We start from the raw sequence: 22,589 nt of genomic DNA on the forward strand, positions 1-22,589 counted from the left end.
CTGTTCACATCGAATATGAACATTGATGTTCGTTTCCGAAAATACTAGCGCAACAGAAGGCCGGTATCCAGTCAGTCTTTATAGAAAATACTGATCGGATGACAATAAAGTGAACATTTACGAAAATTCGGGTGTAAGGCTTGATTGGCCCGAAACAAACGTAGGGGCGAGCGTTGCTCGCGATGCGCCGCGCGGGCGGCGCTCGATCTAGAGGGCGATAAAAATCTCAATCCATACGCTTGAGTGCCGCAATCTGCTTCACACCACGTCGAGGCGAATCTTGTACTGGTTGAGCAAGTGGGCGAGGGCGGGTGTCGGCGTCTGGTCGGTCACCAAACAGTCCACCAGGCTGATCGAGCCCAAGCGAACCATGGCATTACGCCCGAACTTGCTGGAGTCGGCAGCCAGGATCACCTGGCGTGCATTGGCGATCAGGGCCTGGGAAACCCGTACCTCCTGGTAATCGAAGTCCAACAGGCTGCCATCTTCGTCGATGCCGCTGATGCCAACCAGGGCGAAGTCGACCTTGAACTGGTTGATGAAATCGACGCTGGCCTGGCCTACCACACCACCATCGCGGCGCACCGTGCCACCTGCCACCAGTACTTCGAAATCGTCTTTGGCCGCCAGGATCGAGGCCACGTGAAGGTTGTTGGTAATCACCTTCAGGTGGTTATGGTTGAGCAGTGCGCGGGCGATCGATTCGGTCGTTGTGCCAATGTTGATGAACAGCGAGGCATGGTCGGGAATCTGCGAGGCTACAGCTTCGGCGATGCGCTGTTTCTCGTCGCGCATCTGGTCGGCGCGCATGGCGTAGGCGGTGTTCTCGATGCTCGAGTCATACGCGGCGCCCCCGTGGTAGCGGCGCAGCAGGTTGAGCTCGGCAAGCTGGTTGATGTCGCGGCGGATGGTTTGCGGGGTGACGACGAACAGCTGCGCCATTTCTTCGATGCTGACGTAGCCGCGTTCGCGGACCAGCTCGAGGATTTGTTGTTGGCGAGGGGGCAGATTCATGGGCGGTCCTTTTGGGCTGCCGGACAAATTCTGCAATGATGCCGTAGGACGGGGATGACGGCCAGTAGCCGGTTGTGCAACACGCCTGTAGGAGCAGCACAAGGCTGCCCCTACAGGAAGGCGTCAAGCCTCGTGGTCTTCCCAGTCGCGGGTACGGTCGACGGCTTTTTTCCAGCCAGCGTACAGCTTCTCTTTCTGCGTCTCGTCCAATTGTGGGCTGAACTCGCGCTCGATGATCGCCTTGTCGCGCAACTCGTCCAGGCTGCTCCAGAAGCCACAGGCCAGACCCGCCAGGTAGGCGGCGCCAAGGGCTGTGGTTTCACGCATTTTCGGGCGTTCCACACAGGTACCGAGGATGTCGGCCTGGAACTGCATGAGGAAGTTGTTGGCGACTGCGCCGCCGTCCACGCGCAGCTCGGACAGGCGCTGGCCGCAATCTTGCTGCATGGCGTCAAGCACGTCACGGGTCTGGTAGGCGATAGACTCCAGCGCTGCGCGGATGATGTGGTCTACCTTCACCCCGCGCGTCAGGCCGAACAGGGCGCCACGGGCATAGGGGTCCCAGTAGGGTGCGCCCAGGCCAGTGAAGGCGGGCACCAGGTATACGCCGTTGCTGTCCTTGACCTTGCTGGCGAAGTACTCGGTGTCCAGTGCATCGTTGACAATCTTCAGTTCGTCGCGCAGCCACTGCACGGTAGAGCCACCGTTGAACACTGCGCCCTCCAGGGCATAGGCCACCTCGCCGCGGGGGCCGCAGGCGATGGTGGTGAGCAAGCCGTGAGACGAGTTGACGGCCTTGTCGCCGGTGTTCATCAGCAGGAAGCAGCCGGTGCCATAGGTGTTCTTGGCCTGGCCAGGCTCGACGCACATCTGGCCGAACAGCGCTGACTGCTGGTCGCCGGCGATACCGGCGATGGCAATCCCGCTCTTGGTGTGGCCATAGACTTCGGAAGAGGAGCGTACTTCGGGCAGCATCTGGCGTGGAATGCCAAGGATTTCCAGCAGCTTGTCGTCCCATTCCAGCGTGTGGATGTTGAACATCAGCGTACGCGACGCGTTGGTGTAGTCGGTGACATGCACCTTGCCGCCAGAGAACTTCCAGATCAGCCAGGTATCGATAGTGCCGAACAGCAGTTCGCCGCGTTCGGCGCGTTCACGGGCACCTTCGACATTGTCGAGAATCCACTTGAGCTTGGTGCCGGAGAAGTACGGGTCGGTGACCAGGCCCGTGGTCTCGCGGATGTAGTCTTCATGGCCATCACGCTTGAGTTGTGCGCAGATCTCGGTACTGCGCCGGCACTGCCAGACAATGGCGTTGTACACCGGGCGGCCGGTTTCCTTGTCCCACACCACCGTGGTTTCACGCTGGTTGGTGATGCCGAGTGCCGCGACCTGGGCATGGCTGATGCCCGCCTGGGCCAGGGCTTCGACCATGGTGGCGCTCTGGGTGGCGAAGATCTCCATCGGGTCGTGTTCGACCCAGCCAGCCTGGGGGTAGTGCTGGACGAATTCGCGCTGGGAGGTGCCGACCACATTGGCGTCGCGGTCGAAAATGATGGCCCGCGAACTGGTGGTGCCCTGGTCCAGGGCGATGATGTAGTTCTTATCCAGGGTGTCTGTCATGGTCGTAGGCCTTGCAAAATTAGGAAGTCAGGGCTTGGGCGTGAGGCCGCATTAGTTGACTTGAGTATCGCCCTGGCGATTGTCGTTTGTCTCAGGGTTCGCGGTTGGCGCCACCGGCAGGTTGCGGGCGATCAAGCCGCGATACGCTGCGGCGCCCAGGCATGCGCCGAGAATAGGTGCGAACACCGGAACCAGGAAATAGGGGATGTCCCGTCCGCCAGTGAAGGCGATTTCGCCCCAACCGGCCAGGAAAGTCATCAATTTTGGCCCGAAATCGCGGGCCGGGTTCATCGCAAAGCCGGTCAGCGGCCCCATGGCGCTGCCGATCACGGCAATCAACAGGCCGATGAGCAACGGCGCTACGGCGCCACGGGGCAGGCCGTTGTTGTCGTCGGTGAGGGCCATGATCACGGCCATGAGGATGGCGGTGATGACCACTTCCACGAGGAACGCCTGCCCGGTGGACAGCGACGGGTGCGGGTAGGTGGAGAACACCGAGGCCAGTTCCAGGCTTTCGGTGCTGCCGCGCAGCATGGCGTGGGCTTGTTCGAAATCGAAGAACAGGTTGCTGTACAAGGTGTAGACCAACGCTGCGCCGCAGAAGGCGCCGCAGACCTGGGCCAGCATGTAGAACGGCAATTTACGCTTGTCGAAACCGGCGAACAGGGTGAGGGCGATGCTCACGGCCGGGTTCAGGTGCGCACCTGAAACGCCAGCGGTGAAGTAGATCGCCATGCTCACGCCGACGCCCCAGATGATGCTGATCTCCCACAGGCCGAAGCTGGCGCCCGCGACTTTGAGCGCGGCGACGCAACCAGTACCGAAAAAGATCAGCAGCGCAGTGCCAAGAAACTCGGCCAGGCATTGGCTGGACAAGGTGGGTTCGCGTAGAGCAGTCGTCATGTATGACCTCGTTTTTTTTGTTGTGAGGCGCGTGGCGCTCGACAGCAAAGCCCGGTGTCTATCCCCATTGACCCCGGGCAGATGTAAGAAATGCACCTAAAACGTGCACCATTTATTCAGAAACGAAAAAATATAGACAAGAAACGCTTATGTCAAAGGTCGAAAGTGAACGGTCAGTCACGATTTGGACGTAGTTCTAGGTCGCGAAACCTTACGCTAGAGAGGCGCGTAAGCTCCGAACTGGCTGGGATGTGGGATATGTCCTAAAGTAGCCGCCGACTTGTCCCTGACCGGAGCCTACGCATGACCCCCGCCCTAGACCTGTTGAAAAAAAACCGCGCCGAGCATCGCGTGCACAGTTATGAACACGATCCGAAATCAGCGTCGTATGGGTTGGAGGCAGCGGAAAAGCTCGGGCTTGACCCGCAGCAGGTGTTCAAGACCTTGCTGGCGAGCAGTGAGAAAGGTGAATTGCTGGTGGCGGTGGTGCCGGTGGTGGGGACCTTGGACCTTAAGGCGCTGGCCCATGCGGCGGGTGTGAAGAAGTGTGAGATGGCCGACCCTGCGGCGGCCCAGCGTGCCACGGGGTATCTGGTGGGCGGCATTAGCCCGTTGGGCCAGAAGAAGCGCCTGCGCACCTTCATTGATGATTCGGCGCAAAACTTTGCAACCATTCATGTCAGCGCCGGGCGGCGCGGGTTGGAAGTGGAGTTGGCGGCAGCGGTGCTGGCCGAACATACCCAGGGCACGTTTGCAGGCATTGGCCGGGGCTGACATTGCTGGGGCTGCGCAGCAGCCCCTGAATACAGAATCAGGTCGCCGAACTGTACCGGCGAACACCATTCTCCTGCCGTGGCAACTGCGCCGCGACACTGCCCGGCACTGGGAACAGCACCAGGTGATCGGCCTCCACCGCAATCCCTACGTCTTCACCGACCTGTTGATCGATATGGCTTGGGAAGATCGCCTCCAGCTGGCTGCCTGTAGGCAGTTGCAGGCGATACAGGGTCGATGCACCGAGGAAGCTCTTGCCGACGATGCTTGCGCGCAGTTGGCTGTCTGGCGCATGCACGATGTCATCGGGCCGCAGCAGCACATCCACCGAGCTCCCCGGCGCCATGATGTACGCACGGTTGCCCCGTAGCTCACCGAGTTCGGTACTGACCGCCTCGTGGCTGCTCATCTGGCCCCGGATGAAGTAGCCCTGGCCGATGAAGCTGGCCACGAACGGCGTCTGCGGCTCATGGTAGAGGTTGTACGGGGTATCCCACTGCTCCAGGCGACCTTCCTTGAACACCCCCACCTGGTCACTGACGGCAAATGCTTCCTCCTGGTCGTGGGTCACCAGAATAGCGCTGGTGCCACGGCTCTTGAGGATGTCGCGAACCTCATGGCTCAAGCGCCGGCGCAGTTCCACGTCGAGGTTGGAAAAAGGCTCGTCGAGCAGCAGCAACTGAGGCTCTGGCGCCAGCGCGCGGGCCAGGGCGACCCGCTGCTGCTGCCCACCGGACAGTTCGTGCGGATAGCGGCCGCCCAGCCCACCGAGCTTGACCAGTTCGAGCATTTCTTCGACGACTTCAGCCTGGCGCGGGTGCTTGGCGATGCCGAAGGCGATGTTCTGGGCGACGGTCAGGTGCGGGAACAGGGCGTAGTCCTGGAACACCATGCCGATGCGGCGCTTTTCTGGGGCCAGGGTGAAGCCGGCACGGGATATGACCTCGCCAGCCAGCTGGATCTCGCCTTCATGGATAGGCTCGAAGCCGGCGATGGCGCGCAAGGTGGTGGTCTTGCCACAACCGGATGAACCCAGCAGGCAACCAATGTCGCCTGCGTTCAGGTGCAGGTTGAGGTTCTGGACGATGCGCTGGTCGCCATAGCCGCAGGCGAGGTTGCGCAGGTTGAGCAGTAGGGGTTGACTCATGCGTGGTGGTAAGCCGGTTCTACAAGGAATTCGAGAAGGGCCTTCTGTGCATGCAGGCGGTTTTCAGCCTGGTCCCAGGCGACCGAACGAGGGTCGTCGAGCAGGTCATGGCTGATTTCCTCGCCACGGTGGGCGGGCAGGCAGTGCATGAACAGGGCGTCGGGTGCCGCCAGGTCGAGCAGTTCGCGGGTGACCTGGTAAGGCGCGAAATGCGCCAGGCGCCGTGCAGTTTCCTCCTCCTGGCCCATGGAAGTCCAGACATCGGTGGTCACCAGGTGCGCGCCACGTACCGCTTCCTTGGGATCGCGGATGATCTGCACGCGATCACCGCCCAGTGCCATGAAGCGTGGATCCGGGTCGTACCCTTCCGGGCAGGCGATGCGCAGTTGGAAATCGAACTGCCGAGCGGCTTCGATATAGGAGTTGCACATGTTGAAGCCATCACCGATCCACGCCACGGTCTTGCCCTGGATCGCGCCGCGATGTTCGAGGAACGTCTGCATGTCGGCCAGCAACTGGCACGGGTGCGACTCATCGGACAGGGCGTTGATCACCGGTACGCGCGATTTCGCGGCGAACTCGGTCAAGGTGCTGTGGGCGTGGGTACGGATCATCACCACGTCGAGCATGCTCGACAGGACGATGGCGCTGTCACCGATTGGCTCGCCACGGCCCAGTTGGGTATCGCGAGGCGACAGGAAGATCGCCTGGCCGCCCAACTGGATCATGCCGGCCTCGAACGACACTCGGGTACGGGTCGAGGACTTTTCGAAGATCATGCCCAGCACACGGTTTTTGAGTGGCTCGAACAGCACGCTTCGCTTGCGCAGGTCCTTCAGCTCGATGCCGCGGCGGATCACCCCGAGCAATTCGTCGGTGGTGAAGTCCAGCAGGGAGAGAAAGTGCCTAGCGCTCATGATTGACTACCTTATCTGCAACGGTATGCAGGTCGACCGTATGGTTTTTTTTGACAACGGGAGTGACCTGCGGCGTAAGCCGCACGGGGCGGACGAAATAGGGAAAGGCGCAATACTATAATTAAATGTCGCCTGAAACCAAGAGGGGAAACAGCAGCTCTGTTGCAAAGGGTGTCGTTACCCATTGAGCGTGCGCTGTTTTTTATTTGCTACAGAGGTTGTACACGGCTTGCCCGCGATTTGGCAAATGTGTGTCGCGAATCGTTTGCCTGATGTCGGGGAATTCACAGCGCGAAACGCGCTGGCGGGGCCCTGGGGCCGGGCGCATAGTCGTGATCGGACCCACCATAACGCAGAGGCGGCCATGACCAAGACCCTGCATCACCGTGCCTGTCACCTGTGCGAAGCGATCTGCGGGTTGAACATTGAAGTCAGCCATGACGACGACGGTCGGGCGCTGATCAGTGCGATCAAAGGCGACCCCGACGACCCGTTCAGCCGCGGCCATATCTGCCCAAAGGCCGTGGCCTTGCAAGACATCCAGAACGATCCCGACCGCCTGCGTCAGCCCCACCGACGGGTTGGCGATCAATGGCAGGCGATCGGTTGGGACGAGGCCTTCGCCCTGGCGGCCGACACATTGTGGCGCATCCAGCAGGCCCACGGTCGCAACGCAGTGGCGGTGTATCAAGGCAACCCCAGCGTGCACAACTATGGGTTGATGACCCACAGCAACTATTTCCTGGGCTTGTTGAAGACCCGCAATCGATTTTCGGCCACCTCGGTGGATCAATTACCCCAGCACCTGACCAGTCACCTGATGTACGGCCACGGTCTGCTGTTGCCGATTCCGGACATCGACCACACCGACTTCATGCTGATGCTGGGCGCCAACCCGTTGGCGTCCAATGGCAGCATCATGACCGTGCCCGATGTGGAAAAGCGCCTGAAGGCCCTGCGTGCCCGTGGTGGCCAGTTGGTGGTGGTTGACCCGAGGCACAGCGAAACGGCAGCCATGGCCGACCAGCACCTGTTCATCCTCCCCGGCGGCGATGCGGCATTGCTCAGTGGTTTGCTCAATACCCTGTTCGACGAAGGCCTGACCCGTGTGTCACACGTGCCAGTCAATGGCCTGGATCAGGTGCGCAGCGCAATCGCCCCGTTCACGGCCGAAGCCATGAGCGCATTGTGTGGCATAGCTGCTGCGGATATTCGCCAACTGGCGCGGGATTTCGCGGCGGCCGACAAGGCGGTCTGCTATGGCCGCATGGGCGTTTCGACCCAGGCCTTCGGCACCGTGTGCCACTGGCTGGTGCAACTGATCAACCTGGTCACCGGCAACCTGGATCGGGTGGGTGGCGCATTGTGTACCGAGCCTGCTGTCGACCTGGTGGCAAGTACTTCGGGCGGGCACTTCAATGCCTGGCAGAGCCGGGTTTCGGGGCTGCCGGAGTACGCGGGCGAGCTGCCGGTCGCTGCACTGGCCGAGGAAATCCTCACGCCCGGAGAGGGGCAGGTGCGGGCCCTGATCACCGTGGCGGGCAACCCGGTGCTGTCCACGCCTAACGGTCGGCAACTGGACGGGGCGCTGGAGGGGCTCGAGTTCATGCTCAGCATCGACCTTTACATCAACGAGAGCACTCGCCATGCCGACTTGATCCTGCCGTCCACGTCGGCGCTGGAGAACGATCACTACGACAGCACCTTCAACCTGCTGGCCGTGCGCAACGTGACGCGCTTCAACCGAGCGATCCTGGCCAAGCCCGAAGGCGCGCTGCATGACTGGGAGATCTTTGTCGGCCTGGCCAGGGCCTTTGCCGAACGGGCGAACCTTGAGCTCAAGCCAACCATGGCGCCGGCGAAGATGATCGATTGGGCCCTGCGCAAGGGGCGCTACGGCGATGAGTCGGCCTGGAAACTCTCGCTGGAAACGCTCGATCGGCACCCCCACGGGCTCGACCTTGGGCCGTTGAGCGCCAATCTGGAGGCCCGTTTGAACACTGCCAGCCAGGCCATCGAGGCGGCACCGCAGGTGCTGCTCGACGACTTGGCCAGGCTGGCACGGCAAGCGCCGATGGCGTCGGGGACGCTGTTGTTGATCGGCCGCCGCCATGTGCGCAGCAACAACTCGTGGATGCACAACTATCACCGGCTGGTCAAAGGTAAGCCGCGCCATCAGCTGTTGATGCACCCTGACGATTTGCAGCAACGACAGTTGCAGGATGGCCAGCGTGTGCGCATACGTTCGCGTACCGGCACCCTCGAAGTTGAGGTGCAGGCGTGTACGGACATGATGCCAGGCGTGGTCAGCCTGCCACACGGGTATGGCCATGGCCGCCAGGGCGTGCGGTTGCAGATTGCCCACGGGCAGCCTGGGGGCAGTGCCAACGACCTGACCGATGAGCGCTTGCGCGATCAGGTGTCGGGCAATGCAGCCCTCAATGGCGTGCCTGTACACGTAGAGGCCGCCTGAGCAACGGCAAGGCCGAGCACTCCGCTCGGCTTTCCGATACAATGCGTCACCGTGCCGACCATCGAGTCGGAAAGTTCAGACGAGGTGTTCCATGGATATCATCGAAACGATCAAAGAGCAGATTGCCAACAACACCATTCTGCTTTACATGAAAGGCTCGCCGAATGCCCCGCAATGCGGGTTCTCGGCCAAGGCATCGCAAGCTGTGATGGGTTGTGGCGAGAAGTTCGCCTACGTCGACATCCTGCAGAACCCGGAAATCCGCGCGAACCTGCCCAAGTACGCCAACTGGCCAACCTTCCCGCAGCTGTGGGTAGCTGGCGAGCTGGTCGGCGGCAGCGACATCATGCTGGAAATGTTTGAAAACGGTGAGCTGCAAACCCTGATCAAGGAAGCGGCTGCCAAGGCGAAGGCTGCTGAAGCCTGATCCTAGAACGCCCATAAAAAAACCCGCTCATGGCGGGTTTTTTTATGGGCGGTGATTTTACTCTTCGCCCATCTGCGACTGCAGGTAGTTCTCGATGCTGATCTTGTCGATCAGGCTCAGCTGGGTTTCCAGCCAGTCGATGTGCTCTTCTTCGGACTCGAGGATGTCTTCGAGCATTTCACGCGAGCCAAAGTCGCCGACGGTTTCGCAGTGAGCGATGGCGGCTTTCAGGTCGATCAGGCCTTTTTGTTCGATCTTCAGGTCGCACTCGAGCATCTCTTTGGTGTGCTCGCCGATCAGCAGCTTGCCCAGGTCCTGGACGTTGGGGATGCCTTCGAGGAAGAGAATACGCTTGATCAGTTTGTCAGCGTGTTTCATCTCGTCGATGGATTCCTTGTACTCGTGCTTGCCGAGTTTGTTCAGGCCCCAATCTTCGTACATGCGTGCGTGCAGGAAGTACTGGTTGATCGCGACCAGCTCGTTTCCGAGGATCTTGTTGAGATGCTGGATGACGCTTACGTCGCCTTTCATGACGGGTTCCTGCCCTGTAGAAGTGTGCCAATACAGAGAAGTTTGAGCTTGATACTTAGGGCTGTCAAACCTAAGTTGTTGAATAATAAGTGAAAATGAATAGGAATAAGAATGTTTGTGAAGCGCGTTGGGGAGCTAAGTTATTGAATTTCGGGCATAAAAAAACCGGACACTAGGCCCGGTTCTTCAAATAAGGTGGTTTCAGGCAGCGGTAAATTCTACCGGATAGGGCAGGGCAGCCTGGCTGACCTGAAGATCGGTCAGGGTTTCGCGCACCACTTGCTTGGCAAGGCAGGCGCATTTGCCGCATTGGCTGGCGACATTGGTCGCGGCTCGAACTTCCTTGTAGCTGCAGCATCCTTCATAGATCGCATCGCGGATCTGTCCATCGGTCACGCCGACACAAAGACACACATACATAAAGTCGGACCATCGCTGGTTGAGATGGATTGGAGCTTAATGGTAATGAGAATGCTTGTCAAAAGACTTTCTGAGAGGGCCGTGCTTGAGCGACCGGCGGTTGGATTCGGCCTGTCATGAGAAGCCGTGTATGATGGTCAGCCTTTGTTGGATGTCGGGCAGGCCCGTCTGGCCCGGCAAACGGTTTTTCACCCTCATCAGGAGATAACAATGAGCGTACTCGTTGGTAAACAAGCCCCCGACTTCACCGTTCCAGCTGTGCTGGGCAACGGCGAAATCGTCGACAGCTTCAACCTGGCCTCGGCCATCAAGGGCAAGTACGGCCTGGTGTTCTTCTACCCGCTGGACTTCACCTTCGTCTGCCCGTCCGAGCTGATCGCCCTGGACAACCGCATCCCTGACTTCCAGGCGCGCAACGTGGAAGTGATCGGCGTTTCGATCGACTCGCACTTCACCCACAACGCCTGGCGTAACACCCCGGTCAACAACGGCGGCATCGGCCAGGTGAAGTACACCCTGGCTGCCGACATGACCCACGAAATCTGCAAAGCCTACGACGTTGAGTCCGAAGGCGGCGTGGCCTTCCGTGGCGCCTTCCTGATCGACACCAACGGTGTTGTCCGTTCGCAGATCATCAACGACCTGCCACTGGGCCGTAACATGGACGAGCTGCTGCGTCTGGTCGACGCCCTGCAATTCCACGAAGAGCACGGCGAAGTCTGCCCTGCCAACTGGAAAAAAGGTGACAAAGGCATGAACGCTTCGCCAGAAGGCGTTGCTGCATACCTGAGCGAGAACGCTGGCAAGCTGTAATTGCCGAGCGCATAAAAAACCGGCCCTGGTGGCCGGTTTTTTTGTGCCTGCATGTTGGGACCGCTTTGCGGCCCCAAAATCTCAACTCAGTCGTTGAAATCGCGCCAGCCGCCCATTTCCTTCCAGCGGTTGACGATGCCGCAGAACAGCTCGGCGGTCTTCTCGGTGTCATAGCGCGCCGAATGCGCCTCACGCCCGTCAAAGTCGATGTCGGCACTCTGGCAGGCCCGCGCCAGTACGGTCTGGCCATAGGCCAGGCCAGCGAGGGTGGCGGTGTCGAAGCTGGAGAACGGGTGGAAGGGGTTGCGCTTGAGGTCGTTGCGGTTGACCGCGGCATTGAGGAAGCCCAGGTCGAAGCTGCTGTTGTGGCCGACCAGGATTGCGCGCTTGCAGCCGTTGGCCTTGAGCGCCTTGCGCACGCCACGGAAGATGTCGGTCAGCGCGCTTTCTTCACTCACAGCCATGCGCAGCGGGTGGTCCAGCTTGATGCCGGTGAACTCCAAGGCGGCAGCCTCGATGTTGGCCCCTTCGAACGGCTCCACCCGGTGGAAGTAGGTATGTTCCGGGAACAGGAAGCCTTTTTCGTCCATGCCGATGGTGACAGCGGCGATTTCCAGCAGGGCATCGGTGGCGCTATTGAAGCCGCCGGTCTCGACATCCACCACCACAGGCAGGTAGCCACGGAAGCGCTCAGCCATCGGGTGGCGCGAACCGCCGCCGGCCTGGCCGTCCTGATCGTCTTCGTAGAGGTCTTCGCTCACGCGTTGTCCTCCAGCAGGCGCCAGCGCAGCTTTTCGCCAGCGCGCAGCGGTATTACCGTCTGCTCGCCAAAGGGCAGGCTTTCGGGTGCGGTCCACTCTTCGCGAACCAGGGTGATGGTGTCGGTGTTCGCTGGCAGGCCATAGAAGGCCGGGCCGTGCACGCTGGCAAAGCCTTCGAGCTTATCCAGCGCATTGCGCTGCTCGAACGCTTCGGCGTACATCTCGATGGCTGCATAAGCGGTGTAGCAACCGGCACAACCACAGGCGGCTTCCTTGGCGTGACGGGCGTGAGGGGCCGAGTCGGTGCCGAGGAAGAATTTGGGGTTGCCACTGGTGGCAGCGTCCAGCAGCGCCACCTGGTGGGTGTTGCGCTTGAGGATCGGCAGGCAGTAGAAGTGCGGGCGAATACCGCCTACCAGCATGTGGTTGCGGTTGTACAGCAGGTGCTGGGCGGTAATGGTCGCGCCGACGTTGGCCGAAGCCTCGGTGACGAACTGCGCGGCATCGCTGGTGGTGATGTGCTCGAACACCACCTTGAGCGTCGGGAAGCGTTCGACCACGCGACGCATGTGTTCGTCGATGAAGCGCTTCTCGCGATCGAATACATCGATTTCGCTGCGCGTCACCTCACCGTGCACCAACAGCGGCATGCCGACTTCGGCCAGCGCTTCGATGGCGGGGAAGATGTTGTCGATGCTGGTCACGCCTGAATCGGAGTTTGTCGTGGCGCCGGCCGGGTAGAGTTTGGCGGCGTACACGATACCGCTGGCCTTGGCCGCGCGGATGTCCTCGGGGCTGGTGCGGTCAGTGAGGTAAAGCACCATCAGGGGTTCGAAACGGCTGCCGGCCGGACGCGCGGCAAGGATGCGCTCACGGTAGGCGCCGGCTTCGACGGCGTTGCGTACCGGCGGTACGAGGTTGGGCATGATGATGGCACGGGCGAAGGTACGCGCCACATCGCCAACGGTATGGGGCAGGACGGCACCATCGCGCAGATGGATGTGCCAGTCGTCGGGACGCAGGAGGGTCAGGCGATCGGACATTGGGGATTCCAGGCGGGTCGAACTCAAGGCTCAATGCTACCGGAAAACCCTGGCCCGAGCACGGCTATCAAGTTTTTCGGGCAGCGTCCGATACCCTGCAGGTAAGCCGTCAGAATTTGTGGAGCCGCCCGTGCGCCAGCGTTACCTAGCCCTGTTGACCCTGTTCGCCAGCCTGCCGGCCGGTGCACTGACTTTCCAGACGCGCATGGAGAACATTGCCTGGCAGGTCGAGGGCGACCAGTTCGAATGCCGGCTGATCCAACCGATCGACGGTTTCGGCAGTGGCGAGTTCGTGCGCCGGGCAGGTGAGCAGCCGGTGTTCCAACTGCGATCACACAGTAATGCGCTGGGCGCCGGTTCAGCCACGTTGCTGGCGGCAGCGGCGCCCTGGCAGCCAGGGCGCGGTGATATCAACCTGGGCGTTGTGCGCCTGGCGCGCAACGGCGTGCTGTTCAGTTCGTCCCAGGGGCAGGCCAGCCGACTGATCAATGGTTTGCTCGATGGCCGCAGCACGGTGGTGCGCAACTACACCGGCGAGGCTGGGCGGGCAATGGAAGTTCGGGTGCTGCCGGTCAGCTTCGCCAAGGCCTATGGCGACTACCAGGCCTGTGCCAGCAAGTTGCTGCCGATGAATTACGATCAAGTGCGCCAGACACAGGTGGGCTTCCCAGGGGGGGGCATCGAGCTGGACGATTCGGCTCGGGCGCGGCTGGACGTGGTGCTCGATTACATGAAGGCCGACCCGACGGTTAACCACATCGAACTCAACGGCCATTCCGACAACAGCGGTAATCGCCTGACCAACCGTGATCTTTCGCGCCGCAGGGCGATGGCCGTGGCGGACTATTTCAAGGCCCATGGCGTGCCGGAAGCGCAGATCACCGTGCGCTTCCACGGCGAGCGCTATCCGCTGGCGAAGAACAACAGTGCCGCCAACCGGGCGCGTAATCGGCGGGTGAATATCGAGCTGGATCGGGTGGCGGTGGTTGAGAAGCCGGTCGAGAAGGCGGCTGAAACGCCAGCGCCTGTGCCTGCACCTGCACCTGCATCCGCTGCGAAATAACACCATTGGCAGGAACGCTGTGGCAGCCGGCAAGGCAGCCACACAGTACGTCGCGCCTTCGACAATTACTGTCGCTTTGTCGTCAGAAGCTGTCGCCCCACTGTAAATTTTTCCGCAACGCCGTTAGAATCGACCCCTTTCCGTACAACCCCGTGGAGTGATGGCATGGCGGACGTAAATAAGGTCGTACTGGCGTATTCCGGCGGCCTTGATACTTCGGTGATTCTCAAGTGGCTGCAGGATACCTACAACTGCGAAGTGGTGACCTTCACCGCTGACCTGGGTCAGGGCGAAGAGGTCGAGCCGGCCCGTGCCAAGGCACAGGCGATGGGTGTGAAAGAGATCTACATCGACGACCTGCGCGAAGAATTCGTGCGTGATTTCGTGTTCCCGATGTTCCGCGCCAACACCGTCTACGAAGGCGAGTACCTGCTGGGTACCTCCATCGCCCGTCCGCTGATCGCCAAGCGCCTGATCGAAATCGCCAACGAAACCGGCGCCGACGCCATTTCCCACGGTGCAACCGGTAAAGGCAACGACCAGGTTCGTTTCGAACTGGGCGCCTATGCGCTCAAGCCGGGCGTCAAGGTCATCGCCCCTTGGCGTGAGTGGGACTTGCTGTCCCGCGAGAAGCTGATGGACTACGCCGAGAAGCACGGTATCCCGATCGAGCGTCATGGCAAGAAGAAATCGCCGTACTCGATGGACGCCAACCTGCTGCACATCTCCTACGAAGGCGGTGTCCTGGAAGATACCTGGACCGAGCACGAAGAAGACATGTGGCGTTGGAGCGTCTCTCCGGAAAACGCCCCGGACCAGGCTACCTACCTCGAACTGACCTACCGCAACGGTGACATCGTCGCCATCGATGGTGTCGAGAAGTCGCCGGCCACCGTCCTGGCCGACCTGAACCGCATCGGCGGCGCCAACGGCATCGGCCGTCTGGACATCGTCGAGAACCGTTACGTCGGCATGAAGTCCCGTGGCTGCTACGAGACGCCTGGCGGGACCATCATGCTGCGCGCCCACCGTGCGATCGAGTCGATCACCCTGGACCGCGAAGTCGCTCACCTGAAAGATGAGCTGATGCCGAAATACGCCAGCCTGATCTACACCGGTTACTGGTGGAGCCCGGAGCGTGTGATGCTGCAGCAGATGATCGACGCTTCGCAGGTCAACGTGAATGGCGTAGTACGCCTGAAACTGTACAAGGGCAATGTCACCGTTGTCGGCCGCAAGTCGGACGACTCGCTGTTCGATGCCAACATCGCGACCTTCGAGGAGGATGGCGGCGCCTACAACCAGGCGGACGCTGCCGGCTTCATCAAGCTCAATGCACTGCGCATGCGCATTGCCGCCAACAAGGGCCGTTCGCTGCTCTAAGTACTGGCACGCGTTGCACGAACCCCGGCTCAGGCCGGGGTTTTTTTTGCGGCGCTATCCAAATGGCCTTCAAGCTCTACGATTGGCGGTACCTTCCTCAAGTGCGCTGATGGACAGGCGTGCGCATTGGCGCTTCTCCAGATTAAGGAAGTGCCAGGTACGCGTTGATGCCGGCGCTTGAGCGAGGGCCACGAGGATGTGCTGTTCCAGCCGGTGTTGTGCATCGGGGCCGGAAAAGATAACGGTAACCGGCTCGAGTGCATCGGTGTCCGGGCTGTCGTTAGTTGCTCTTTTTAGACCTGGGTTATAGAACGACTTGTAATTGAAGTTCAGGGTTAGAAAGAACAGCGCAGTAAGGAAAAACGGAAAGCCCACCAGAAACCAAGTATAGAGGCTCTGGCTGGATTCGCTGAGGAACGGCAGTGTCGCAAGTGCGGATGCTTCGATAATCCCCGCGAAGATAGCAATGATCGTCAGCGGGGCGACAGGTTGTGCTTCGGGCATGATGGCTGTCTCCTGCGGTTTTGCTCATCATTACCGTGCTGCGGCGCTTAACTGAAGGCTGCAGTGTTTCCCGCCTGAGCACTTTCTGATGAACAACCTCGTACCTGAATTTTTCGCCTCATTGAAGTGGCATATTCCGCGCGTGGAAGTTTGTTTTCAGTGGCTTCAGTCGATTGAATCCGCGATGCGGTTTCTTGTGAGTCTTTAATCTTACGGTTAGCGCTGTGCGAAGTTTTGTGTAGGAAATTTCTGTAAGTGTTGTAGGGCTCGTCTATTCATGAGTTTCATTGGCAAATCGTCGCGCCACGAAGCGTTCTGTCGGTTATCGTGGCGTGCCATAGCAAAAATAAATGAATGAATGGATATCACATGAATAAAGTCCTTATCGTGGATGACCATCCGGTCATACGCCTAGCCGTACGTATGCTGATGGAGCGGCATGGGTATGACGTCGTTGCGGAAACCGATAACGGCGTGGCCGCCTTGCAACTGACGCGTGAACACCTGCCCGATATCGTCGTGCTCGACATCGGTATTCCAAAACTGGATGGCCTTGAAGTCATCGCCCGCATGGCCGCCTTCAGCCCAGGCAGCAAAGTGCTGGTGCTCACCTCGCAGGTGCCTGGAAACTTCTCGATGCGTTGCATGCAAGCGGGGGCGGCGGGTTATGTGTGCAAACAACAGGAGCTGACCGAATTGCTCAGCGCCATAAAGGCCGTGCTGTCAGGCTACAGCTATTTCCCTAATCAGGCCTTGCATGCCTCACGGGGTAGGGGAGGTGGTAGCGAGACGGACATGGTCAACCGCCTCTCGGCCCGGGAAATGACGGTCTTGCAACAGCTGTCGCGCGGTCGGTCCAACAAGGAAATTGCCGACAGCATGTTCCTCAGCAACAAGACCGTCAGCACGTACAAGTCACGCTTGTTGCTCAAGCTCAACGCCCGGTCGCTGGTAGACCTGATCGAGCTTGCGCAGCGTCACGGTTTGAACTGAGCGCCGCAATGCAAAGCCTCCCAGGGCAGGCTTTGCATTGCGCTACAGATCGTAGTCGAAATCGGCCAGTTGCTTCTGCAGGCGTCGCTCTTCCAGCAGGTTGTCGATGGTGCGGCGTTTGCTCAGGTTGGTCTTTGCAGTCTCTACCTGCGGCTCCGCTTCATCATCTGCGGCAACAAAATCATCTTCGATTGACAGGTCGTCTTTATCGGCACTCATGAGTCGCTCCAAGCCAAAGGGCCATTGGCCGTCCTTATAACCAGAAAGCTGACGCTGGTAAAAAAGATTTTTTCAATCGTACCGGGTGGTTTTTCGCTATCGGCTCAATCGTCAGACGTCTTCTGCTTGTATTCGCACAGGTCCTCGATCCGGCAACTCCCGCAGCGGGGCTTGCGTGCCTGGCATACGTAGCGCCCATGCAGGATGAGCCAATGATGGGCATCGAGCAGGTATTCCTTGGGCACGAACTTGACCAGCTTCTTCTCGACCTCCAGCACGGTTTTGCCCGGTGCGATGCCGGTGCGGTTACTGACCCTGAAAATATGGGTGTCCACTGCCATGGTCGGCTGCCGGAACGCCGTGTTGAGTACCACATTGGCCGTCTTGCGGCCCACCCCTGGCAGCGCTTCGAGTGCTTCTCGGGTTTGTGGCACTTGGCTGTCATGGCGCTCTATCAGCAGCCTGCAAGCCTCGATCACGTTCTTGGCTTTGCTGTTGTAGAGGCCAATGGTCTTGATGTAATTGCTCAGCCCTTCGACGCCCAGGGCGTAGATCGCCTCTGGGGTATTGGCGACCGGGAACAGGCGCGCGGTGGCCTTGTTGACGCCGACGTCAGTGGATTGCGCTGACAGCGTGACGGCAACAAGCAGTTCAAACGGTGTGGTATAGGCCAGTTCCGTCTTGGGGTCAGGATTGTCTTCGTGAAGCCTGCGAAAGATCTCCAGGCGTTTTGCGGCATTCATGGAATCAGGGCTTTCCTTGACGACGTGGGTGGGCAGAGCCCGGACGCAGGTGATTGTACAAGGCCAACAGCACGCCGAGCAGTAGCAGGGCGCCAGGGGCGACACTGGCAAGGTGCACGCCCAAGCCTTCGGCCAGCCCTTGACGGCAGGCGCCGAGCAGCAGGCAGGCGGCCAACAGGCCCGCCAGGTGCACCAGCAGTGCGTGCCAACGGCCTTCATGCGGTAGCAGGCGGTCTGCTGCCAGGCACTGCAGGCACAGTAGGGCCGGATACGGGCCCAGTAACAGCGCCATTGGCAGCAGCCAGGCACGCAGTGCCAACTGCAGGCAGCAGGCCAGGGCAGCCAAAAGCAGCAGGCTTGCCAGCACGTATGCCGCACCGTTCAGGCGGCTGCGCAACGGCATCAGCCCTACTTGATGCAGGCCGAGCATCATGACCGCGCACACGCCTATGGCAGCGGCCAAGGGCAGCGTTTGCGTGGCCCCAAGCAGGGGGGCAAGGCTGGCGGCCAGCAAGTAGCCCCTATTCATGGTCGAGCTCCCCGAGCAATACGTGACGGTGCTCATCGAAATAGCGTAGGGCACTTTGTATTGCCTCGATAACCGCGCGTGAGGTTACTGTCGCGCCCGCCAGTTGGTCGAAATCGCCCTGGTCCCGCTTCAATGCCCAGCGATCACTCAGGCGGTGTTCGGCAAACTGCGCCAGCCAGTTCGCTTGCGGGTCGGCAAGGCGTCCGCCCAGCCCAGGGCTTTCCTGTTGCTCGACCACCTGGCTACCGATCAGGCGCCCGTCCGGTGCGATGGCGATGCTTAACACGATTGGCCCGGCATAGCCTTGGGCATGGGTAACCAGGACGATGGCGGTAGGCTTGCCCGCCAGCGTTGCGCGGTAGGCTGCCATGATGCGGCTGTGTGCAAGTGGCGAGCCGGGGCTGGGCAGCGGAGCATCCAGCGGCTGGTTGTCGTAACTGCCCTCGGGTAATACCGCGAGTCTCTGGCGACTTTGCAGCTGTTTTTCGGCTTCGCGGATGGACGGGGTTGTCCACGTGCGCCAGACCAGCGTCGTCGACAACGCCAGTGCAGCTGTCACCAGCAGCAGCCCTGCTGAACGCACCCGGCGGTTCACCGGTCAGCCCGCTGGCGGCGCAGGGCCAGCCGTTCGAGGCTGGGGACCGTGAGATTCATCAGCAGGATGGCGAACGCCGTGCCATCGGGGTAACTGCCCCAGGTGCGGATCAGGTAGATCAGCAGGCCCGCACCAAAGCCGAATACCAGCTTGGCCCCTTCGCTTCTGGGGCCGGAGACAGGCTCGGTGGCAATGAAAAAGGCGGCCAGCATGGTCGAGCCAGAAAACAGGTGCAGCAAGGGGGAGCCATTGGAGTCCGAGCCTGACCCGTTCCAGGCCAGCAGGCTGAACAGCGACAACCCCACCAGCAAACCCACTGGCGCGTGCCAACTGAACACCTTGCGCTGCAACAGAAACAAGCCACCGAGCAAAAAGGCCAGATTGACCCACTCACCACCGCGCCCGCCGATGCTGCCAAAGCCCGGGTGGCTGGCGAACAGCTCATCGAGGGTCAGACTGCGGTTATGGCGCAGGCCATCGAGGATTGTCGGTTGTGCCCAGGCATCGATGTGCTCACCGCCACCCAATACCTGTTGCAGGCTCTCGAACAGGCCTGATGGCTGTCCTGGCCACTGGTTCATCTGCAGGGGAAAGCTCAGCAACACAAAGGCAAAACCAACCATGGCCGGGTTGAACAGGTTGCGTCCGACACCGCCAAAAGCCTGTTTACCCACCCCGATAGCGACTACAGCGGCGACCACGGGCAGCCACCCTGGGGCCTGGGTAGGCAGTGCGGCCGCCAGCAGCACGGCGGTCACCAGTGCGCTGCCGTCGTTCAGTGCGACGCTGACAGGCTGGCCACGCAGCTTCACTAGCAGCGCCTCGCAGAGCAGCGCTGCACTGGCGCACAGCAGCAGATTGCAGAGCAGCCCCCAGCCCTGCAACCACAATAGCGTCAGTAAACCAGGGGCACAGGCCAGTAGCACCAGGCCCGTGCTCGTACGCAGGCGTGGGTCAGGCTTCGCCATGATCGCGCTCGTTCTCTCGGGGCTGGGGGTGTTGAGTCCGCTTCATTGTGCGAAGAGTCCGTTGAAACCGGAAAATGCCATGGCCATTACCCCGGCGCCAAGCAGTTCTATGGGCAGGCCGCGCAGGGCGCCGGGTATGTCGGCCTGTGCGCTGCGCTGGCGCAGGTCCGCGAACAGGGCCAGTGCAAGCCACAAGCCGCCCCCTGCCAGCAAGCCCTTGGTCAGTGTCGAAAGCCAGGTGGTGTCGTTGCCTGCCTCTTCCAGAGCCAGCCCCAGCACGGTGGCGTTACACAGCAGCAGCCCGGTCAGGTCGGCCACAGGCCAGCCAGGGCGTAGCCTTGTCAGTGCCCACGGCACTGCGAATGCCAGCAACGCCAGCCAGGGCAGCAACAGGAACAGGCTGAGGTCGTGGATCTGCCAAGGGTCGAGCACCAGCCACCTCAGCAGGTGAGCGCCGATCAGCCCCGGCGCAATGGACAGGGCGCATGCCAGGCCGAGCACATGCAAGCGCAGCTGAGAAGTCGGCTGCTGCTGCAGGCACAGATGATTGACCAGCGTAGCGCTGATCAGAACCAGAACGTAGTCACTCATGAACTGACGATAGCCGGGAATCGTGGCGATTGTCCGGCATTGAGCGGGAGAGGGAACTGCCCCGGCACTGAGGCCGGGGCAGGGGGCTTACTTGATGCGCTGGCCTGGCTTGGCGCCGCTGTCCGGGCTGAGCAGGTAGATTTCTTCACCGCCAGGGCCGGCGGCCATGACCATGCCTTCAGAGACGCCAAAGCGCATTTTCCGAGGCTTGAGGTTGGCTACCATCATGGTCAGGCGGCCTTCCAGCTTGGACGGGTCGGGGTAGGCCGACTTGATGCCGGAGAACACGTTGCGCTGCTCGTCACCGATGTCCAGCGTCAGTTGCAACAGCTTGTCGGCACCGGGTACGGCCTCGGCCTTGACGATCAGCGCCACGCGCAGGTCGACGGCGGCAAAGGTATCGAATTCGATTTCCGCCGACAGCGGGTCCTTGGTCAGCTCGCCATTGCCTGTCGGGGCCTGGGCCTGGGCTCCAGCCGCCAGCAGGTCTTCCTTGCTGGCAGCGACCATGGCGTCGACCTTGGCCGGTTCGATGCGGCTCATCAGTGCCTTGAAGGCGTTCAGGCGGTGGTTTTCCAGGCGCGACTGGTGGTCGTTCCAGGTCAGTGGCGCGACATTGAGGAAAGCCTCGGCATCGGCGGCCAGCACCGGCAGTACCGGCTTGAGGAAGATCACCAACTGGCGGAACAGGTTGACGCCCTGGGCGCAGATGGCCTGAACCTCATCCTGTTTACCTTCCTGCTTGGCCAGCGACCAAGGTGCCTTGTCGGCGATCCAGGCGTTGGCGCGGTCGGCCAGGGCCATGATTTCGCGCATCGCGCGGGCGAAGTCACGGCTCTCGTAGGCTTCGGCGATGGAAGGCGCGGCGGCCAGGAAGGCTTCGGTCAACTCGGGCGCAGCATCACCGGCTACCAGTACGCCTTCGTTACCTTTGTGAATGAAACCGGCGCAACGGCTGGCGATATTGACCACCTTGCCGACCAGGTCGGAGTTGACCTTCTGCACGAAGTCTTCCAGGTTCAGGTCCAGGTCATCGACGCCACGGCCCAGTTTGGCCGCGTAGTAGTAACGCAGGTATTCCGGCTGCAGGTGATCCAGGTAGGTGCGGGCCTTGATGAAGGTGCCGCGCGACTTGGACATCTTGGCGCCGTTGACGGTCAGGTAGCCGTGCACGTTGACCGCAGTCGGTTTGCGGAAGCCCGCGCCTTCAAGCATGGCTGGCCAGAACAGGGCGTGGAAGTTAACGATGTCCTTGCCGATGAAGTGGTACAGCTCGGCCTTGGAGTCTTCTTTCCAGAAGGCATCGAAGTCCAGCTCCGGGCGGCGCGCGCAAAGGTTCTTGAAGCTGGCCATGTAGCCGATTGGCGCATCCAGCCAGACGTAGAAATATTTGCCTGGCTCGCCCGGGATTTCAAAGCCGAAATACGGCGCGTCGCGGGAGATGTCCCACTCCTGCAGGCCCGAGTCCAGCCATTCGGCCAGCTTGTTGGCAACGGCTTCATGCAAGGTGCCGCTGCGGGTCCACTGCTGCAGCATGGTCTGGAAATCGGGCAGCTTGAAGAAGAAGTGCTGGGAATCACGCAGCACCGGAGTGGCGCCGGAGATGGCCGACTTGGGGTTCTTCAGCTCGGTCGGGGCGTAGGTCGCGCCGCACTTTTCGCAGTTGTCGCCGTACTGGTCTTCGGCCGCGCACTTGGGGCAGGTGCCCTTGATGAAACGGTCGGCCAGGAACATGCCCTTTTCAGGGTCGTAGTACTGGGTCACCGAACGGGTGGCAATGTGCCCGGCTTCACGCAGACGCGTGTAGATCATGCCGGACAGCTCACGGTTCTCTTCGCTGTGGGTCGAGTGGAAATTGTCGAAATCCACCAGGAAGTCGGCGAAGTCGCCGCTGTGCTCGGCCTGAACGTTGGCGATCAACTGCTCAGGGGTGATGCCTTCCTTTTCGGCACGCAGCATGATGGCCGAGCCGTGGGCGTCGTCGGCGCAGACGTAGATGCACTGGTTGCCGCGTAGTTTCTGGAAACGGACCCACATGTCTGTCTGGATGTACTCGAGCATATGGCCAAGGTGGATCGATCCATTGGCATAGGGCAAGGCGCTGGTGACGAGAATCTGACGTGGCTCGGACATGGTGGCTCGGCTACTTATCTGG

24 protein-coding genes are annotated in these 22,589 nt (G+C 60.8%); 7 read left to right on the forward strand and 17 right to left on the reverse strand.

Features of this window, described 5'->3' with window-relative positions; genetic code table 11:
• Positions 1 to 258: 258 nt before the first annotated feature.
• The 3 genes from glpR to OGV19_RS01790 all read right to left on the reverse strand — a co-directional run bounded on the left by glpR (position 259) and on the right by OGV19_RS01790 (position 3,540).
• On the reverse strand, positions 259 to 1,014 hold the full coding sequence (gene glpR / locus OGV19_RS01780) for a DNA-binding transcriptional repressor GlpR (RefSeq protein ID WP_186677481.1): 756 nt from the start codon (positions 1,012 to 1,014) through the stop codon (positions 259 to 261).
• A gap of 123 nt (positions 1,015 to 1,137) precedes the next feature.
• Positions 1,138 to 2,637, reverse strand: coding sequence for a glycerol kinase GlpK (gene glpK / locus OGV19_RS01785; protein WP_264311862.1), 1,500 nt, complete (start codon positions 2,635 to 2,637; stop codon positions 1,138 to 1,140).
• Positions 2,638 to 2,688: 51 nt separating this feature from the next.
• On the reverse strand, positions 2,689 to 3,540 hold the full coding sequence (locus tag OGV19_RS01790) for an MIP/aquaporin family protein (RefSeq protein ID WP_033702676.1): 852 nt from the start codon (positions 3,538 to 3,540) through the stop codon (positions 2,689 to 2,691).
• 303 nt (positions 3,541 to 3,843) lie between these two features.
• Between OGV19_RS01790 and ybaK the strand changes: the two genes are divergently transcribed.
• Positions 3,844 to 4,314: a Cys-tRNA(Pro) deacylase gene (gene ybaK / locus OGV19_RS01795; RefSeq protein WP_264311863.1), complete on the forward strand. Its 471-nt coding sequence runs from the start codon at positions 3,844 to 3,846 to the stop codon at positions 4,312 to 4,314.
• 37 nt (positions 4,315 to 4,351) lie between these two features.
• Here the strand turns inward: ybaK and OGV19_RS01800 are convergent, their stop codons facing one another.
• Both OGV19_RS01800 and argF read right to left on the reverse strand, forming a co-directional pair.
• Positions 4,352 to 5,461 (reverse strand): ABC transporter ATP-binding protein, encoded by a 1,110-nt coding sequence (locus OGV19_RS01800; protein ID WP_264311864.1) that lies wholly within the window; start codon positions 5,459 to 5,461, stop codon positions 4,352 to 4,354.
• A complete protein-coding gene (gene argF, locus OGV19_RS01805) occupies positions 5,458 to 6,378 on the reverse strand; it encodes an ornithine carbamoyltransferase (protein WP_264311865.1) in 921 nt (306 codons plus the stop codon). Before argF ends, OGV19_RS01800 begins: the two co-directional genes overlap by 4 nt.
• Positions 6,379 to 6,742: 364 nt before the next feature.
• Here argF and OGV19_RS01810 point away from each other — a divergent pair, with 364 nt between their 5' ends.
• Positions 6,743 to 8,851 carry a molybdopterin oxidoreductase family protein gene (locus tag OGV19_RS01810; protein WP_264311866.1) on the forward strand — a complete coding sequence of 703 codons (2,109 nt, stop codon included), beginning with the start codon at positions 6,743 to 6,745 and terminating at the stop codon, positions 8,849 to 8,851.
• A gap of 91 nt (positions 8,852 to 8,942) precedes the next feature.
• A complete protein-coding gene (gene grxD, locus OGV19_RS01815; protein WP_264311867.1) occupies positions 8,943 to 9,278 on the forward strand; it encodes a Grx4 family monothiol glutaredoxin in 336 nt (111 codons plus the stop codon).
• A 57-nt stretch (positions 9,279 to 9,335) separates the two neighbouring features.
• Here the strand turns inward: grxD and bfr are convergent, their stop codons facing one another.
• Both bfr and OGV19_RS01825 read right to left on the reverse strand, forming a co-directional pair.
• Entirely contained in the window at positions 9,336 to 9,809 is a 474-nt protein-coding gene (bfr, locus tag OGV19_RS01820) for a bacterioferritin (RefSeq protein WP_027594191.1), read from the reverse strand.
• Positions 9,810 to 10,010: 201 nt separating this feature from the next.
• Positions 10,011 to 10,229, reverse strand: a complete 219-nt coding sequence (locus OGV19_RS01825; RefSeq protein WP_264311868.1) for a bacterioferritin-associated ferredoxin — start codon at positions 10,227 to 10,229, stop codon at positions 10,011 to 10,013.
• 210 nt (positions 10,230 to 10,439) lie between these two features.
• Between OGV19_RS01825 and OGV19_RS01830 the strand changes: the two genes are divergently transcribed.
• Positions 10,440 to 11,042: a peroxiredoxin gene (locus tag OGV19_RS01830; protein ID WP_008099573.1), complete on the forward strand. Its 603-nt coding sequence runs from the start codon at positions 10,440 to 10,442 to the stop codon at positions 11,040 to 11,042.
• Positions 11,043 to 11,128: 86 nt separating this feature from the next.
• On the opposite strand, the gene rnt is transcribed toward OGV19_RS01830, so the two are convergent.
• Both rnt and pyrC read right to left on the reverse strand, forming a co-directional pair.
• Complete coding sequence (gene rnt, locus OGV19_RS01835) at positions 11,129 to 11,740, reverse strand: ribonuclease T (protein WP_371097688.1); 612 nt, start codon at positions 11,738 to 11,740, stop codon at positions 11,129 to 11,131.
• 59 nt (positions 11,741 to 11,799) lie between these two features.
• On the reverse strand, positions 11,800 to 12,846 hold the full coding sequence (gene pyrC / locus OGV19_RS01840; protein WP_264311870.1) for a dihydroorotase: 1,047 nt from the start codon (positions 12,844 to 12,846) through the stop codon (positions 11,800 to 11,802).
• Positions 12,847 to 12,976: 130 nt separating this feature from the next.
• Between pyrC and OGV19_RS01845 the strand changes: the two genes are divergently transcribed.
• On the forward strand, positions 12,977 to 13,909 hold the full coding sequence (locus OGV19_RS01845) for a flagellar protein MotY (protein ID WP_264311871.1): 933 nt from the start codon (positions 12,977 to 12,979) through the stop codon (positions 13,907 to 13,909).
• A 165-nt stretch (positions 13,910 to 14,074) separates the two neighbouring features.
• Entirely contained in the window at positions 14,075 to 15,292 is a 1,218-nt protein-coding gene (locus OGV19_RS01850; protein WP_264311872.1) for an argininosuccinate synthase, read from the forward strand.
• A gap of 69 nt (positions 15,293 to 15,361) precedes the next feature.
• On the opposite strand, the gene OGV19_RS01855 is transcribed toward OGV19_RS01850, so the two are convergent.
• On the reverse strand, positions 15,362 to 15,796 hold the full coding sequence (locus OGV19_RS01855) for a hypothetical protein (RefSeq protein ID WP_264311873.1): 435 nt from the start codon (positions 15,794 to 15,796) through the stop codon (positions 15,362 to 15,364).
• A gap of 369 nt (positions 15,797 to 16,165) precedes the next feature.
• Between OGV19_RS01855 and OGV19_RS01860 the strand changes: the two genes are divergently transcribed.
• A complete protein-coding gene (locus OGV19_RS01860; protein ID WP_264311874.1) occupies positions 16,166 to 16,789 on the forward strand; it encodes a response regulator transcription factor in 624 nt (207 codons plus the stop codon).
• A 42-nt stretch (positions 16,790 to 16,831) separates the two neighbouring features.
• Here OGV19_RS01860 and OGV19_RS01865 read toward each other — a convergent pair whose 3' ends face one another.
• The 7 genes from OGV19_RS01865 to metG all read right to left on the reverse strand — a co-directional run bounded on the left by OGV19_RS01865 (position 16,832) and on the right by metG (position 22,567).
• Entirely contained in the window at positions 16,832 to 17,008 is a 177-nt protein-coding gene (locus OGV19_RS01865; RefSeq protein ID WP_027594199.1) for a PA3496 family putative envelope integrity protein, read from the reverse strand.
• Positions 17,009 to 17,112: 104 nt separating this feature from the next.
• Positions 17,113 to 17,751 (reverse strand): endonuclease III, encoded by a 639-nt coding sequence (nth, locus tag OGV19_RS01870; RefSeq protein WP_264311875.1) that lies wholly within the window; start codon positions 17,749 to 17,751, stop codon positions 17,113 to 17,115.
• 4 nt (positions 17,752 to 17,755) lie between these two features.
• The gene (locus OGV19_RS01875; RefSeq protein ID WP_264311876.1) at positions 17,756 to 18,280 is read right to left on the reverse strand and encodes an NADH:quinone oxidoreductase; all 525 of its coding nucleotides are present in this window, start codon (positions 18,278 to 18,280) and stop codon (positions 17,756 to 17,758) included.
• On the reverse strand, positions 18,273 to 18,875 hold the full coding sequence (locus OGV19_RS01880) for an RnfABCDGE type electron transport complex subunit G (RefSeq protein WP_264311877.1): 603 nt from the start codon (positions 18,873 to 18,875) through the stop codon (positions 18,273 to 18,275). Before OGV19_RS01880 ends, OGV19_RS01875 begins: the two co-directional genes overlap by 8 nt.
• Positions 18,872 to 19,843 (reverse strand): RnfABCDGE type electron transport complex subunit D, encoded by a 972-nt coding sequence (locus tag OGV19_RS01885; protein ID WP_264311878.1) that lies wholly within the window; start codon positions 19,841 to 19,843, stop codon positions 18,872 to 18,874. Before OGV19_RS01885 ends, OGV19_RS01880 begins: the two co-directional genes overlap by 4 nt.
• A gap of 42 nt (positions 19,844 to 19,885) precedes the next feature.
• A complete protein-coding gene (locus OGV19_RS01890) occupies positions 19,886 to 20,434 on the reverse strand; it encodes an Rnf-Nqr domain containing protein (RefSeq protein WP_264311879.1) in 549 nt (182 codons plus the stop codon).
• A gap of 87 nt (positions 20,435 to 20,521) precedes the next feature.
• Complete coding sequence (gene metG / locus OGV19_RS01895; RefSeq protein ID WP_264311880.1) at positions 20,522 to 22,567, reverse strand: methionine--tRNA ligase; 2,046 nt, start codon at positions 22,565 to 22,567, stop codon at positions 20,522 to 20,524.
• Positions 22,568 to 22,589 lie beyond the last annotated feature (22 nt).

Source organism: Pseudomonas putida, assembly GCF_025905425.1.
Taxonomy (GTDB): domain Bacteria; phylum Pseudomonadota; class Gammaproteobacteria; order Pseudomonadales; family Pseudomonadaceae; genus Aquipseudomonas; species Aquipseudomonas putida_AF.